Below are 14,705 nucleotides of genomic sequence, written 5' to 3' on the forward strand. Positions count from 1 at the left end.
AAGTGAATAAACAAAGCCCCTGTCAGCGACCAGTCAACCAGGAAAAAAGTTTGACTTTATTAAAAAAATTCACCTATGCTATACTCATTGAAGAGAAACAGACTGCTTTGTAACAAACAGTGAAAGAGTAAGAGGTGGACTAATGAGTAGAATGAAGGAGACCATTCATATCCGTGGCGTCAACCACATTCAGCAAGCGGGGGAAAAGCAGGAATTGGTCATCGACCAAAAAGGCACTTACTTTGCCCACCCCCATGCTTTCTTTATTGAATATGAAGAAGATTTTCAAGGAGCTAAGAGCCGGGTGCGGTTGAAGTTTGACCACAAGCAGGGCCTAACCATTAAGCGCTCAGGTCAATCTGTCCAGGCCACTATCCCCTTAGCATTGGGAAAGCGGCAGAGCTTTCTCTACCGGATCAAGGGTTTGCCTAACTTAAGCCTGGCTAGTGAACTGGACCAGATCGAGATGGAAGAATTTGAAGGAGGTGGCAGGATTAACTGTCACTACCGAATTTTCGAAGACTTGCACCAAGAATTGGGTCAATATCAATTGCAATTGAAATATACTTATGATGTAGTGTAAAATAGATAGAGTATGACAAATTTTTTAGCCTGAAAGGATGACGCTTGAGTGAACTTACAACGCCTAGACCACCAAAATAAGGAGGAGCTGTCTTTATTAGAAGTGGCTTATGAAATTTTGGCTGAGAGTAATGAAGTTTATGATTTCAATCATTTATTAGCAGCTGTGCAAGAATATCTTGACTTGACCGATGACCAAGTGGCTCAACGCATGGTCACCTTCTATACTGAATTAAATACTGATGGAAGTTTCATTTCCTTGGGAGAAAACCGCTGGGGCTTACGGGCTTGGTATCCGATTGATTCCATTAACGAAGCCATTGTTTCTTCCATGGATGATGAAGATATCAAAGAAAAACATAAGACCTCCCGTCGTAAGAAAGTCAATGTCTTTGATGAAGGCAATGAGGACATGATCGATTACAATGCCGATGACCCAGAAGATGTTGATGCGTATGAAGCAGACTTTGATGATGAGGATTACGATGAAGCAGACTATGACGATGTCGACGTGGATGACGACGATGAAGATAGTGACGAAAATGATGAATTGAAAGATTATCAATCTGACTTGGATGAGTTAGGTGATGATGAAACCGAAGATGACTTAGAAGATGGTCTGGAAGGCGACTTAACCATTCTCGATGATGAGGACTTGGAAGACGAAGAGGAAGACGACCACGATTTCTAATCATTCATCGAAAAAGCATGTGACTAAAGTTAAGAAGAGCCTGAGACAAAAGTCCCAGGCTCTTTTTAAAACACGAACTATCTATTCAAAACGTGCTCCAAAAGTCAGCCCTGACGTCCACTTCATACAGGGTGTAAGATTTGGCAATTCTTTTCAAGGATTACCGCATATTTCTTCCAGCCTTTCACATTTTGTCGTCAGCTCACACCTTATTTTCTTCACAAAGTTTTTTAGGAAGTGGATTGGGAGTTTCCCAACTGAGCTTTTAAAAAGGCTAAATTTTTTATTAAGAATTTTTTGAGGGGGTTTGTCAGGGCTTTAACTGCTTGATGATCTTGTGATCGATTTCATTAGTTGGAGCTTATTTTGATTGAGAGGGTATTAGGCTTGATATCAAGGGCTTTTAGGGAGAGAAAGGGATTGGATTTGCTTTTATTTTTACTTTTACTAAGAAAAAGATTTAAGCCAGAATAACTTAAAAGCGACAATACATCGATATAGACTGACTTGGTATTTTAGTATACAATAAATCAGTATAATTATTTTACCCCCCAATCCTCAAATCCTCACTTGTGAAAGGAATTTTATCAACGAAATGAAAAAATTTATTATCGAAGGCGGACGACCACTTAGCGGAGAAGTGTTAGTTTCTGGGGCTAAGAATAGTACAGTAGCGCTGATTCCTGCTGCTATTCTGGCAGATAGTCCTGTTGTCTTAGAGGCTGTTCCAACGATTGATGATGTTGATTCGCTGATTAGTATTTTAAGAGACTTTAATGTGAGTGCTGATTTCCAAGAGCACGTCCTACGTATTGACCCTAGCCAAATGGAAAATATTCCTATGCCTGAAGGGAAGATTCAAAGTTTACGGGCTTCCTATTACTTTATGGGGGCCTTACTGGCTAAATATGGTGAAGGCACCGTGGGCTTGCCGGGTGGTTGTTCCCTCGGTCCCCGTCCTATTGACCTCCATATTAAAGGCTTTGAAGCCCTAGGTGCTAAAATTGAAAGCGAAAATGGCGCCATCCACTTTTCCACCCCTAATGGCTTAACGGGAGCTGATATCTATTTAGATGTTGTTAGTGTCGGAGCGACTATTAATATTATGTTAGCAGCTGTCAAGGCTAAGGGGCAAACGGTGATTGATAACGCCGCCCGGGAGCCTGAAATTATTGACGTAGCCACCCTTTTAAATAAAATGGGGGCTAACATTAAAGGGGTAGGGACCTCAACCATCCGGATAGAAGGGGTTGACCACTTACACGGGGTCAGCCATGCCATTATCCCCGACCGGATTGAAGCGGGAACCTATCTCACTGCCGCTGCCCTGGTTGGCCAAGGCGTTTATGTGAAGAACGTGATCTTTGAACATATTGAAGGCCTAGTGGCTAAGATGGGCGAAATGGGCGTTAAGATGGATGTCTACGAAGATAAGATCTATGTCCATCCCCAAGCGGATGACCTGGAGATGGTCAATATTAAAACGGCTGCTTATCCCGGCTTTGCCACTGACCTCCAGCAACCGATAACCCCGCTCTTAATTACTGCCCATGGGAGTGGCGTGATCGAGGATACCATCTATCCTAAACGGGTCAACCATGTCCCTGAATTACAACGGATGGGAGCCGATATCCATGTGGTAGACGACACCATCCATATCAAGGGTCCTAAGTCCTTAACCGGTACCAAGGTCACTGCCTCTGATCTGAGGGCAGGGGCTTGTTTGATCAATGCCGGCTTGGCTGCTTCTGGACGGACCGACCTCTATGGGGCTGAACATATCTTACGGGGTTACGATAACATTTGTGAAAAATTACAGAAATTAGGAGCCAAGATCGACCTGGTTGATATTGACGACTAAGGGCCTTTACTCCTTATAAGAAAGGGTGCCTATGACTAAGAAGAAAGCAAAATTTGAAAAAGATGAGCTCTTAACCTGGGAAGATCTGGAAGGCCTCACCCTCAAGCAAATCTATGACTACGCTAAGGAATATAAGATTCCTTACTACAGTCAAATGAATAAAAAGGAACTGATTCTAGCCGTTATCCGGGCCCAAGAAAAAAGCCAGGGCTATTTTTCAGTGGAGGGCATCCTGGATATTACCGGTAATGAATTTGGCTTTTTGCGCCCGATTAACTATTCCCCCAGTCAGGAAGACATTTATATTTCTAATTCCCAAATGCGCCGCTTTGGCTTACGGAATGGGGACTTAGTCTCTGGTACCGCCCGGCCGCCCAAGAACAATGAACGCTATCTGGGCTTGATGCATGTCTATGGGGTCAACGGCAAGGATCCTGAAGAAGCTAAACAGCGCTCGCACTTCCCCGCCCTAACGCCTATCTATCCTGACCAGGCCCTGCGCTTAGAATCGGCGCCTAACCGCCTATCGACCCGGATGATTGACCTCATTGCTCCGGTCGGCTTTGGCCAACGGGGCTTGATTGCGGCCCCTCCCAAGGCAGGGAAGACCGTCTTACTTAAAGAAATAGCCAATGGTATCAGCGAAAACTACCCGGAGGCAGAATTGATTATTCTCTTAATCGATGAGCGTCCTGAAGAAGTGACTGACCTCGAGCGCAGTGTCCAAGGGGAAGTGGTCAGCTCGACCTTCGACCAAAAACCTGATAACCATGTCCGGGTGGCTGAATTGGTCTTGGAACGGGCCCGACGTTTGGTCGAAGATAAGCGGGATGTCATCGTCTTGATGGATTCCATCACCCGTCTGGCCCGGGCCTATAACTTGATTGAGCCACCTTCCGGTCGGACCCTATCCGGAGGTTTGGACCCGGCTGCCTTATACGGTCCCAAGCGCTTCTTCGGGTCTGCCAGAAATATTGAAGATGGCGGATCTTTGACCATCCTAGCGACGGCTTTAACTGATACCGGTTCACGGATGGATGACATGATTTATGAAGAGTTCAAGGGCACTGGCAATATGGAATTACACCTGTCCCGGCAACTGGCCGAGCGGCGGATTTTCCCAGCTATTGATATTAAGAAGTCAGGCACCCGCAAGGAAGAACTGCTCTTAAGTACCCAAGCCCTAGAAGCCCTCTGGCAACTCCGCCAAGGCATGCAGGGGAATAGCCAAGAGTATACTGAGTCCTTCATCCATGAGTTATCGCAAACCAAGACTAACCAACAATTTATCGAACGCTTGGCTTCTTTTGGTCAAGCTTTGAAAGAAAATAAAAAAGTCTTGAAATCAAAAAAACTCTGTGATAGTATATTGCTGTTATGTAAAAATAATCTCTAAATTGAAAAAGATTTAGGGCGCAAAGGAGAGTAGACGACTAATGAAACAAAATATCCATCCAGATTACCATCCAGTCGTTTTTATGGACACAAGTACAGGTTTTAAATTCCTATCTGGTTCCACAAAAACTTCTGATGAAACCGTTGAATGGGAAGACGGCAACACTTATCCATTGATTCGTGTGGAAATTTCTTCCGACTCCCACCCATTCTATACCGGACGTCAAAAATTCACCCAAGCCGATGGACGTGTGGACCGTTTCAACAAGAAATACGGTTTTGCCGACGCCAACGCCAAGAAAGACTAATAAGATTACAAGAAGGAGCTTGCCATTCATGCCAAGCTCTTTTTTTATGTCTGGTGACTTCCACTTATGAATTCTTAAGGATTTACTTAAACTTTTCTATAAAAGTCTTTACTTCACCTTCCTGACTTGTTTTTTATAATAAGTGGGTAATAATTAGAACGATTTCGTTATGAAGAATAAAGGAGTTATTATGAAGAAGATTAACTGGAGTCGCATATTGGGAATTCTCCTGATTCTTGTAGGAATCGGCTTTATTATTTACCAATATGTTCCCGCTGTGCAAGTGTATATTAACCAAAAAACTTATGCCCTAAGCAATGTCGACCGTGACCAAGTCCTCAAGAACCAGGAAGATAACTCAGGGAACTACGATCCTAACCAAGTGACTATGGTAACCCCTGAAATGGTCCGTGCCGCCCGGAAACGAATCCGTGAAGGCAGTGATGAACTCAATGTGATCGGAGCCTTGGCTATGCCCAAACAAAATATTTCGATTTCGGTGATGAATGGTTTAAGCGAGAGTGTCCTTTTAAGTGGAGCAGGGACCTTTTACCCCAACCAAGAGATGGGGGTCAATAATTATCCCTTGGCCAGCCATAATATGGATGCCATTGCGCCAGGCTTGTTGCTCTCCCCTATGGTGGAAAATACTTCTTTAGGGGATAAAATTTACTTGACTGATATGAAGAACATTTATGAGTATGAAACCTTCTATGCCCAAAAAACTGATCCTAGCCGGGTAGACATGGTGACGCTTGAATCCAAGGAGCCAATAGTGACCCTGGTGACTTGTGAAGAATCCACTTCTGCCGCCATGCGTTATATCGTCCAAGGAAAGCTGGTTAAACAATGGCCTTTTGAGAAGGCACCTAAAGAAGTTATCGAATACTTCAGCTAAGCAGCGATTTTTTAGGAATTTACCCCCCAACATAAAAAACTGCCTCCTGTCTATTTGACAGGGGCAGTTTTTTGATTGTCGCGATTACATAAATAAACTTCTAATTAATAATCCGATAATTAAACCCACCACAAAGATTAAAACATAGCGCAGGGTATTGTTATTGTTCTCTTTCATAAGTTTTCCTCCTATTAATGAATGGCTTTTTATTACATAATTGTTACATCCTTACCCTAACAAAAAAACAGCGCTTTCAAAGAATTTTACTCATTGAGTATTCACTTCTTCCGGCGAGTCAATAAATGAGCCTAAGCCTGACTAATCTGGACTAGCGGATGAAACTTGGCATTAAACACAAGCAAAAAACACCTTAAGAGGGCTTGATTGAAGCAGTCTTCTTAAGGTGTTTTGCCGTCTGACTCGAGCGATTGTTGGTGATTTATTTCTTTTTCAAGTCTTTGAGGTAGGCCTGGGCTAGGTCACGGTAGGTGCCTTCTGGATGCTGGCTAAAGTAAGTAACCCATTTTAAAAACCAGGTCTGGTTGGGATGGCCCTGGTAGCGTTGGAGGAGTCGGTCTAAGTCAGCCGCACTATCGACGTGGAGAAAGGCGGCGTTAGCCCGGTGGTAGCTATCGATCGGGGGAGCGGGTAGGGGAAAGTGCCGTCTTTGTCCTAGACCAAGAAAAGTCTCAAAGTCCTGGGCCAGTAAGAGTTTTTGCCCTGTGGCAAAATGTTGATAGTAAACTTTTGCTTCACACCGGCTTCCCCTTAAGTCATCGGGAAAGGCCAAGTAAGCCACGGCGGCCTGGTCTTCATAGAAGATAATGTCATGGGCGCCTAATTCCTGGGAAAATTGGAAACTCTCTTGGTCCAAGAGATTGGGAACCAGGTAGGGGCGGTTGACGGGCCTGGGGTAGAGACCGGCCATATAGGGAATGTAGACGGCATCCAGGGCATCGGGGCTGGGTTTAGGGCTTTTGAAATAGCCCTTAGAGCTGTAGCCACCATTAACTTGGTTGACTAAATTGTGGTAGGCGATAGGGAGGTCATGGACCATGATCGCTCCTTTGATGGGTGTTTGAGAGAGATAAGTATAGTAATGTTTTTGGAAGGGGAGGGCGAGCAAGTGAATATTATGAGCGCCTTTCATAAAAAGATGTGTCACTCCTGTCTAAAGTTTGGTATCATTATATGGTACTGTGAGGAGGGAGCTGGTGGTTATGAATTATATTTATATTTTGCTTGATCCAACAAGTAATCATGTAACCAGTCGTGGTCTGGGGGTTTTGCACCTGAAAAAGGCCATGAAGAAGTTGCCCCGTAATTTAGTGCTCCTGTCTAGCCCTAAAGATATGGGCTCCTTTGATGATTATACACGTTTTGAACTGATTCGCGGAGAAAAAAGCGTTTCTGATTTCTTGATTGAACAGGAAAGCGTGGCTCATCCCCATGTCAAATGGATTGATTATGATTCTCAGGAGTTATTGCATCAGTTAGATCCCGGTGAAATTGCCGAAATGCTCTATTTGAGCCATGCCAACCGGCACTGGCATTCACCCTTCTTCTACAAATTGCAGAATAATTATGTCTGCCTACCCATGGAAAATTATCTGGTAAAGGTTTATTATCGCTATATCAATGAATTTTTCTATCAATTGGCACTTAGAATTAAAGGCTGTGTGGAAGATAGCGGGGTAGGTAAGCGGCCACTGTTTTTCTTATCCAGCTCTTTAAGCACTAAGGAAATCCCCCTCCCCTCACTGGAAATAATAGAAGAATTACGACCCTTGCTTTATGAAGGGGCGATTTTTGATTTTTCTAAGGTGGATTGGGCCCGGCAAAGTGACCTAGTTATTCCGATTTATTTGGCAGAGGACCAAGTGGATGAAACCATCAATCGACTATCAGAGGCCAAGTTATTAGCCAAGCTGACCTATGATTCAGCTAAGGGTTGGTCGATTAAAGAACTTTCGAACGAAATATTTGGAGGCTAATTATGAAGATTGTCTTACTATACGGAGGACAAAGTGCTGAGCATGATATTTCTATTATGACGGCGCAATCAATTATTAAGCATATTAATTATCAAAAGCATACTTTGTTGCCTGTCTATATTAGTCAGGCCAACCAATGGATTAAGGGGCCAGCGATTGACCGAGCTCCAGAAGCGGACCTTCCGCTCCGTTTTAATCCTGAATTGGACGCTAATGATCCTGAACACGGCGACTTAGTCAGTCCTTGTCAGGTCTTTAATGGGGAAGAAGTTATTGCCTTCCCAGCCTTACACGGTCCCCACGGGGAAGATGGCAAGATTCAAGGTCTATTTGAAAGCTTGAATGTGCCTTATGTGGGCGCGGGCGTTCTATCTAGTGCAGCGGGTATGGATAAAATTATCTCTAAGCAACTCTTCCAACAAGCCCAAATTCCCCAAGTGCCTTTCACAGCCCTAACCCATTATGAATGGGACCAAGAACGGGCCAAAAGCCTCACTCGAATTGAAGGGGAATTGGTTTATCCGATCTTTGTTAAACCCGCTAACCTAGGGTCTAGTGTGGGGATTTCCTGTGCCAATGACCGGGAGGAATTAATCCAAGCCATTGAGTTGGCCTTTAATTATGACCGCCGGGTAATTGTAGAACAAGGGGTAGAAGCCCGTGAGGTAGAAGTGGCCGTGCTCGGTAATGATGCCATTGAAACCTCAGTGGCCGGTGAAGTGGTCAAGTCTAAGAGTTTCTATAACTACGAGGAAAAATACATCAATAATACCGTAGAATTAGCCATTCCTGCCGACCTGCCTGGTGAGATTATGGATAAGATCCGCGCTTATGCCGCTAAGGCCTATGCTGCTATCGATTCTAGTGGCTTAACCCGGGTGGACTTCTTTGTCACTCATAATATGGATATCTACATCAATGAAGTCAACACCATGCCTGGCTTTACCCAATGGTCCATGTATCCATCCTTATGGGAAGCCACTGGTATTCCTTATGACCAATTGCTGGAAAGATTAATCCAATTAGGCTTAGAACGTTTTGAAACTTATAAAGGATTGAAAAATGAGCAGTGATCAGATGAAAGCATTAGCCATCAATGAGATTGTCAAAGCCGTGGGGGCAGTAGACTATGATTCCACAGCTGCCCATAACTTGATTACGTCGGTAGCCTTTAATTCTAAGGAAATTAAGCCAGGGGGCTTGTTTATCCCCCTCAAAGCTGCCCGGGATGGTCACGATTTTATCCAAGATGCCATCGACCATGGGGCCCAAGCCACCTTGTGGGCTAATGACCCCGCCGATGCGCCTAGTGAGATCCCGGTTATCCAGGTGGAAGACACCTTCACCGCCTTTGTTGACCTGGCCAAATATTATTTAGGTCTCATTGGACCTAAGGTGATTGCTGTTACCGGTTCCGCTGGCAAGACCACGACCAAGGATATGACCGCGGCCACCCTATCAACCACCTTCAATGTCTATAAGACCCAGGGCAATTATAATAACCAACTCGGCGTTCCCTTTACTATCCTCTCCATGCCGGAAGATACTGAAGTCCTGGTAGTCGAAATGGGAATGTCAGGACCTGGGGAAATTCGCTTCCTGGCCCAACTCTGTCCCATGGACGTTGCGGTGATTACTATGATCGGGGAGAGCCATATTGAATTCCTCGGCTCGCGAGAAAATATTGCCAAGGCCAAGCTAGAAATCCTAGAAGGCTTAAAGGAAGACGGCACCTTCATTTACCCAGGCGACGAGCCCTTGGTTGACCAAGCGGTGGTCGACATGCCGGAAATCAAAAAGATCCGGGTAGGACTGGATGACTCTGAGGATGTCTATGCCGAAAATATTGTCAATGAGCGCGAGCATACCCATTTTTATACCAACTTGTCGCCTAATGTGGAATTATCCATTCCTGTGAGTGGCGACTATAATGTGAAGAATGCTCTGATGGCCTGTGCGGTCGCCTATAGCCAAGGCTTAGCGGTGGAACAAATTAAAACGCCCCTGAGTCAATTTAAGCTAACGGCCAACCGTAGTGAGTGGTTGATGGGTAAGGATGACATCCAAATTCTCAACGATACCTATAACGCCAACCCCAGTGCTATGCGGGCAGTTATCCGTAATTTCTCACAATTAGAACGTCCCGCTGTCACCAGCCATAAGGTATTGGTCTTAGGGGATATGTTAGAATTAGGCAAGTACAGCGCCAGCATGCATGCCAGCATTGCTGAGGAGATTGATAGCCCGCATATTGACGGAGTCTATCTCTATGGTAAAGAAATGCAAGCTTTGGCGAGAGCCCTCCAGGAAAAGGGCTATCCCGAAGATAAAATTCATTACTATCCTGAAGATAAGGCCGCTTTAATTAAGGATTTATTAGACCAAGTCCAATCACAAGACCAAATCCTGGTCAAAGCCAGTCACGGTATGGGACTGGCTGAAGTCGTTGCTGCGCTCAAGTCTTAAGGCTGAAAAACACTTTAGCCAGCAATTTTATGCAATTCGTGCTATACTAGAACAAGTGAATACACCAAGAACATAAGAGCTCGCCTTATGCAGGCGACTCTTTTTTAATAATAAGGAGGAATCTCTTCGTTAATGAAATTTGAAGAATTGAATTTAGATCCTAGACTGCTCCAAGCGGTCAAGAATATGGGCTTTGAAGAAACCACCCCCATCCAAGCACAAACCATTCCCTACGCCTTAGAAGGACGGGATGTTTTAGGTCAGGCTCAAACCGGTACCGGAAAAACCGCTGCTTTTGGCCTACCCCTCTTAGAAAAAATCGACCACCATACCGAACATATCCAAGCCTTAGTGATCGCGCCAACCCGGGAATTAGCCATCCAAAATGGCCAAGAACTTTACCGCCTGGGTAAGGAAAAGGGCGTCCGCACGGTCAATGTTTACGGTGGGGCTAATATCCGCCGGCAAATTCATCAAATTAAAAAAGGCGCTCCCGTCGTTGTGGGAACACCCGGCCGGTTAATCGATTTAATGAAACGCAAGGTCTTAAACTTAAACTTTATCGAAACCTTGGTCCTAGATGAAGCCGATGAAATGCTTAACATGGGCTTTATCGAAGACATTGAAACCATTATTCGTGCCACTCCGTCTAACCGGCAAACCTTGCTCTTTTCGGCCACCATGCCCAAGGAAATCCAACGCATTGGTGAACACTTCATGCAAGACCCGGTAACGGTCAAAATCGAAGCTAAGGAAATGACCGCAGATACCATCGATCAATACTTTACCAAGTGCCATGACCGGGAAAAATTTGATCTTTTAACCCGCTTTATTGATGTCAGCCATGCCAAACTGGCTATTGTTTTTGCCCGGACCAAACGCCGGGTGGATGAAGTTAGCCGGGGACTGATTGAACGGGGCTACCAGGCTGAAGGCATCCATGGGGACTTATCCCAGGAAAAACGGTCTAGCATTATGAAGGACTTTAAAGACGGTCGTTTGGAAATTTTAGTGGCTACTGATGTGGCGGCTCGTGGTTTAGACATCAGTAATGTGACCCATGTCTATAACTATGATATCCCCCAAGACCCTGAAAGCTATGTCCACCGGATCGGCCGGACCGGACGGGCAGGTAAGGGCGGCATGTCCATTACTTTCGTCTCAAATCATGAAATGGGTTACCTGCGTACGATTGAAAACCTAACCCATAAAAAAATGTCTCCCCTCCGTCCACCAACGGAAGAAGAAGCTTTCACGGGTCAAATCAAGCAATCTTTAGCTGCGGTTGAGGAACTCTTAGAAGAAGACCGTGATGACCAATACGAAGAAGTGGTGAACTACCTCAGCGAAAACTATACCGCTGAACAATTAGCCTTGGCCGTGGTTCGCTCACAAATGAAGGATAAAAATGATGTCAAGGTGTCCATCACTCCTGAACGGCCTTTAGGGCGGAAACGTTCCGACAAAAGCCGGGGCAAGTCCCACTCTAAGAACCGAGGCCAGCATAAGGGGAGAAATCACCACTCTAAGCCAAGACCTAAAAATAATAAGGGCCAAGGCAAGTCTAAGCACACCGGCAACAAAAAACGCAGCCAGGCTAAGAAACACAATAAGCCGGCTAAAAACCAATCCAATAAGCAATCATTTACCATTCATTAAAGGATAGCGGACCATGATTAAAGGAATTGGTACCGACTTAGTTGACATCAAACGAATTGAAAAAGCGCAAAAACAGCGCCCCGATTTTGCCAATCGGGTATTAACAGCAAGTGAACGAGAGGCCATGGAAGCTAACAGCAGCTGGAAGCGCCAAATGGAATTTCTTTCGGGACGCTGGGCGGCTAAAGAGGCCTTTGCCAAGGCCTTGGGGACCGGCATTGGCCTATCCCTATCCTTCCAGGACCTGGAAATATTAAATGACCAAAAGGGCCGCCCCCACCTGAACACCGCCGCCTATTCGGGCAAGATTTTTCTTTCGATCACCCATACCGATGACTATGCCCAAGCCTTTGTGGTCTTAGAAGAATAAAGAAACTGCAGTCTCTGGCAGGATTTTGCCAGTGGGCTGCAGTTTTTTGTTAGTAAATTTATTTTTTTATTTCTTTAATTATAAGCCAATCTGTGCTAATTTTACTAGGGAGGAGGAAGGTCATGAATATTTTTATTTTACTCTTTATCTTTGGCATTAATTTAATTTATATTATGCTTAACACCATCCGCACCTTACTGGCTATGCGGGGCTACCGGTCCATTGCGCCTTTTATCGCCATGATTGAGGTGACTATCTATACCATCGGGCTTTCTGTGGTGATGAAATACCTGGATAGCCCGATCTACCTGGTGGTTTATGCCCTAGGTTACGGGATTGGGATCTACCTGGGCATCCTCTTAGAAGATAAGATTGCCCTGGGACATGCAGTGATTCAGATTTTTACCCAGTCGACCGATAATCATTTGGCCCAAAGCTTGCGCCAACAAGGTTATGGGGTGACGGTGCAGACTGGGTACGGCCGGGATGGCGACCGCTTAATCATGACGGTCTTAACTCCGTGGTCCAGAGAACAGCAAGTCTGCCGGACCATTGAAACCATTGATCCCAAGGTCTTCTATATCTCTTATGATGCCAAATATATCCACGGTGGTTTTTGGACCAAGCGTTTGCGGCCCAGTCTTCCCCATCCTAGAAAACCCATGAGGAAAAAAGTAAAAGGCAGGGGGAGGATGAAAGCAAGGACAAGGAAGACTAAGCAATCAAAACCACTTGCTAAGAATTTTCCTCGGACGAGGCCCGTGCTTGTGTGGGATTGGAAGAATAAAATAGTGAGCCTGGGATAACAGTCCCAGGTTCTTTTTAAAACACGAACCATTCGCTTGTTTCTGACTTGTGAAATCACTCCAAGTCTGCCAAATTGAACCCAACTACGAACGATGTGCGATAGTTTTGCAACTATCTACCATAGGTCGCTCCACTTGCTATAGCTGTTCGAAGCGAAGAGCGAGTTACAGATATAGTATGCGAAGCGGTTCAGGCCTCTTTTGACTTTTGTCACACTCTCCTTATATCTTAGTGACCCCTAGAGTCAAACTTGAAAAAAGTTAAACGACTCTAGGGGTTTTCCTGTTTTCTTATCGCAATTGACAAGAAGGAAGACTCTGTATATAATCATTAAATTAATTTAAAAGTAATCAAAAATTCAGGCTCAGTGATGATTAGAAATCGATGATTAGTGGTCCAGGAAAGTGGTCTCTGGTCACTTTATTGAAACAAGCGAAAAGAGGGAATTGCTTATGGGAGGGAATAAAAAGTTACCTTTAAGACAGGGTCTGCCTTTACTGGCAAATTACGGGGTCTCCTTAATTGGTGATACCCTTTACTTATTTGCTATCAATTGGTTCCTCGTTTCTCAAACTCAAAATACGGCATTATTAGGAAAAATAAATAGTATCAGCACTTCAATTTTATTGTTTTCCAATCTTCTAGTCGGCCCGCTTGTTGATCAACTGAATCGAAAAAAATTATTAATCTTTTCAGACTTAATGAGCTTTATAGCTTGCTTAGTCTGCTCTGTATTATATAAAGATTATCTTGCTGATCAATTGATATTAATTCTTACCAGTGTGATCTTGAGCCTTGCTTTGGCCATCAATTCCCCAGCCGCCAAGGCGATTGTCCCTCATGTGGTCTTAGGGGAGGATATTGAACGTTTTAATTCTATCCAAAATACCCTATCAAGTATTATTAAGATAGGAGCTCCGATTATCGGTTCGCTAATTCTCTCTATTAATAACAATTTTAATTTCTTCATCCTGATAAACTCCTTATCCTTTTTATTATCAGTACTAATCATTGCTTCTGTGCCTTACCATGAAAACAATCACTTACCTGCTAGTCAGTCCTTTCAATTTCATGCGCATTTTGTCTCTGGTTTGAAGTATGTATGCAGGATGAGAGCGATTTTAGGAGTCATGGTCTTCATTTCCTTATTAAATTTTATAATGACTTCTTATGACTTAGTTATTCCCTATGCCATCAATGTCTTATTAAAGGGGTCTGACAAGATATATAGCCTAGTCCTTAGTACAGAAGCTCTGGGCGGTATTCTTGGAGGGGTGATATTAACCTGTTATGGGAGTGGTCAATCGGAAGAAAGTTTTATCCAAGATCTTAAGTATCTAGCAGTCGTCTTGTTAATGGCGGGATTTTTTCATCATATTTTCTTTATTTCCCTATGTGCCTTTGTTAATGGCTTTTACCTGGTTCAAATTAACGCCAAGGTGTTCACGATTATACAAAAGCATAGCGACCAGGATTTTTTAGGTCGGGTATTTTCATTGCTCTTTGTTTTCAGCTCCTTGTTTTCACCTTTAGCTAATGTTGTATTTGGCAAGATCATTCCCCTAATCCAATGGCAGAGCTTTACTTTAGCTGGGCTAGGGGTAGTTGCTGTTTCCTATAGCATCAAGAAGTTCTTTTTTGAGGGAGAGTAAAGCCTTCTTTAAGGGAAAATAA

The 14,705-nt window shown here is 44.2% G+C and carries 14 protein-coding genes; 13 read left to right on the forward strand and 1 reads right to left on the reverse strand.

Annotation, left to right across the window (positions count from 1 at the left end):
• Positions 1-142 precede the first annotated feature (142 nt).
• From HMPREF9243_RS02115 to HMPREF9243_RS02140, 6 genes are all read left to right on the forward strand, one after another.
• Positions 143-583 (forward strand): DUF1934 domain-containing protein, encoded by a 441-nt coding sequence (locus HMPREF9243_RS02115; RefSeq protein WP_013669768.1) that lies wholly within the window; start codon positions 143-145, stop codon positions 581-583.
• 48 nt (positions 584-631) lie between these two features.
• A complete protein-coding gene (gene rpoE / locus HMPREF9243_RS02120; RefSeq protein WP_013669724.1) occupies positions 632-1,273 on the forward strand; it encodes a DNA-directed RNA polymerase subunit delta in 642 nt (213 codons plus the stop codon).
• Positions 1,274-1,868: 595 nt separating this feature from the next.
• On the forward strand, positions 1,869-3,134 hold the full coding sequence (locus HMPREF9243_RS02125) for a UDP-N-acetylglucosamine 1-carboxyvinyltransferase (RefSeq protein WP_013668528.1): 1,266 nt from the start codon (positions 1,869-1,871) through the stop codon (positions 3,132-3,134).
• Between the two features lie 31 nt (positions 3,135-3,165).
• Entirely contained in the window at positions 3,166-4,530 is a 1,365-nt protein-coding gene (rho, locus tag HMPREF9243_RS02130) for a transcription termination factor Rho (protein ID WP_013669425.1), read from the forward strand.
• A 40-nt stretch (positions 4,531-4,570) separates the two neighbouring features.
• Positions 4,571-4,837 carry a type B 50S ribosomal protein L31 gene (locus HMPREF9243_RS02135; protein WP_013669986.1) on the forward strand — a complete coding sequence of 89 codons (267 nt, stop codon included), beginning with the start codon at positions 4,571-4,573 and terminating at the stop codon, positions 4,835-4,837.
• Between the two features lie 190 nt (positions 4,838-5,027).
• Entirely contained in the window at positions 5,028-5,735 is a 708-nt protein-coding gene (locus tag HMPREF9243_RS02140) for a class A sortase (RefSeq protein WP_013670108.1), read from the forward strand.
• A 439-nt stretch (positions 5,736-6,174) separates the two neighbouring features.
• On the opposite strand, the gene HMPREF9243_RS02145 is transcribed toward HMPREF9243_RS02140, so the two are convergent.
• Positions 6,175-6,885, reverse strand: a complete 711-nt coding sequence (locus tag HMPREF9243_RS02145; protein ID WP_013668953.1) for a hypothetical protein — start codon at positions 6,883-6,885, stop codon at positions 6,175-6,177.
• 70 nt (positions 6,886-6,955) lie between these two features.
• On the opposite strand from HMPREF9243_RS02145, the gene HMPREF9243_RS02150 reads away from it, so the two are divergent.
• The 7 genes from HMPREF9243_RS02150 (at position 6,956) to HMPREF9243_RS02180 (ending at position 14,683) form a co-directional block, all read left to right on the forward strand.
• Positions 6,956-7,729, forward strand: a complete 774-nt coding sequence (locus HMPREF9243_RS02150; protein ID WP_041705874.1) for a hypothetical protein — start codon at positions 6,956-6,958, stop codon at positions 7,727-7,729.
• 2 nt (positions 7,730-7,731) lie between these two features.
• On the forward strand, positions 7,732-8,802 hold the full coding sequence (locus HMPREF9243_RS02155; RefSeq protein ID WP_013668688.1) for a D-alanine--D-alanine ligase: 1,071 nt from the start codon (positions 7,732-7,734) through the stop codon (positions 8,800-8,802).
• A gap of 4 nt (positions 8,803-8,806) precedes the next feature.
• Positions 8,807-10,195 carry a UDP-N-acetylmuramoyl-tripeptide--D-alanyl-D-alanine ligase gene (murF, locus tag HMPREF9243_RS02160; RefSeq protein WP_013668706.1) on the forward strand — a complete coding sequence of 463 codons (1,389 nt, stop codon included), beginning with the start codon at positions 8,807-8,809 and terminating at the stop codon, positions 10,193-10,195.
• A gap of 132 nt (positions 10,196-10,327) precedes the next feature.
• On the forward strand, positions 10,328-11,854 hold the full coding sequence (locus tag HMPREF9243_RS02165; protein WP_013669871.1) for a DEAD/DEAH box helicase: 1,527 nt from the start codon (positions 10,328-10,330) through the stop codon (positions 11,852-11,854).
• A gap of 13 nt (positions 11,855-11,867) precedes the next feature.
• Complete coding sequence (gene acpS, locus HMPREF9243_RS02170; RefSeq protein ID WP_013669579.1) at positions 11,868-12,224, forward strand: holo-ACP synthase; 357 nt, start codon at positions 11,868-11,870, stop codon at positions 12,222-12,224.
• Positions 12,225-12,346: 122 nt separating this feature from the next.
• On the forward strand, positions 12,347-13,030 hold the full coding sequence (locus HMPREF9243_RS02175) for a DUF2179 domain-containing protein (protein ID WP_013668608.1): 684 nt from the start codon (positions 12,347-12,349) through the stop codon (positions 13,028-13,030).
• A 453-nt stretch (positions 13,031-13,483) separates the two neighbouring features.
• Positions 13,484-14,683, forward strand: a complete 1,200-nt coding sequence (locus HMPREF9243_RS02180) for an MFS transporter (RefSeq protein WP_013670081.1) — start codon at positions 13,484-13,486, stop codon at positions 14,681-14,683.
• Positions 14,684-14,705 lie beyond the last annotated feature (22 nt).

The sequence above is a fragment of the Aerococcus sp. Group 1 genome, assembly GCF_000193205.1.
Lineage (GTDB): Bacteria > Bacillota > Bacilli > Lactobacillales > Aerococcaceae > Aerococcus > Aerococcus urinae_A.

Excerpts from the sequence above, each read along its gene's own strand:
- HMPREF9243_RS02175 (WP_013668608.1), top strand. The coding sequence starts at position 12,347 with ATGAATATTTTTATTTTACTCTTTATCTTTGGCATTAATTTAATTTAT.
- HMPREF9243_RS02150 (WP_041705874.1), top strand. The coding sequence starts at position 6,956 with ATGAATTATATTTATATTTTGCTTGATCCAACAAGTAATCATGTAACC.
- rho (WP_013669425.1), top strand. The coding sequence starts at position 3,166 with ATGACTAAGAAGAAAGCAAAATTTGAAAAAGATGAGCTCTTAACCTGG.
- HMPREF9243_RS02115 (WP_013669768.1), top strand. The coding sequence starts at position 143 with ATGAGTAGAATGAAGGAGACCATTCATATCCGTGGCGTCAACCACATT.
- HMPREF9243_RS02140 (WP_013670108.1), top strand. The coding sequence starts at position 5,028 with ATGAAGAAGATTAACTGGAGTCGCATATTGGGAATTCTCCTGATTCTT.
- acpS (WP_013669579.1), top strand. The coding sequence starts at position 11,868 with ATGATTAAAGGAATTGGTACCGACTTAGTTGACATCAAACGAATTGAA.
- HMPREF9243_RS02180 (WP_013670081.1), top strand. The coding sequence starts at position 13,484 with ATGGGAGGGAATAAAAAGTTACCTTTAAGACAGGGTCTGCCTTTACTG.
- murF (WP_013668706.1), top strand. The coding sequence starts at position 8,807 with ATGAAAGCATTAGCCATCAATGAGATTGTCAAAGCCGTGGGGGCAGTA.
- HMPREF9243_RS02145 (WP_013668953.1), bottom strand. The coding sequence starts at position 6,885 with ATGAAAGGCGCTCATAATATTCACTTGCTCGCCCTCCCCTTCCAAAAA.
- HMPREF9243_RS02135 (WP_013669986.1), top strand. The coding sequence starts at position 4,571 with ATGAAACAAAATATCCATCCAGATTACCATCCAGTCGTTTTTATGGAC.
- HMPREF9243_RS02165 (WP_013669871.1), top strand. The coding sequence starts at position 10,328 with ATGAAATTTGAAGAATTGAATTTAGATCCTAGACTGCTCCAAGCGGTC.
- HMPREF9243_RS02125 (WP_013668528.1), top strand. The coding sequence starts at position 1,869 with ATGAAAAAATTTATTATCGAAGGCGGACGACCACTTAGCGGAGAAGTG.
- HMPREF9243_RS02155 (WP_013668688.1), top strand. The coding sequence starts at position 7,732 with ATGAAGATTGTCTTACTATACGGAGGACAAAGTGCTGAGCATGATATT.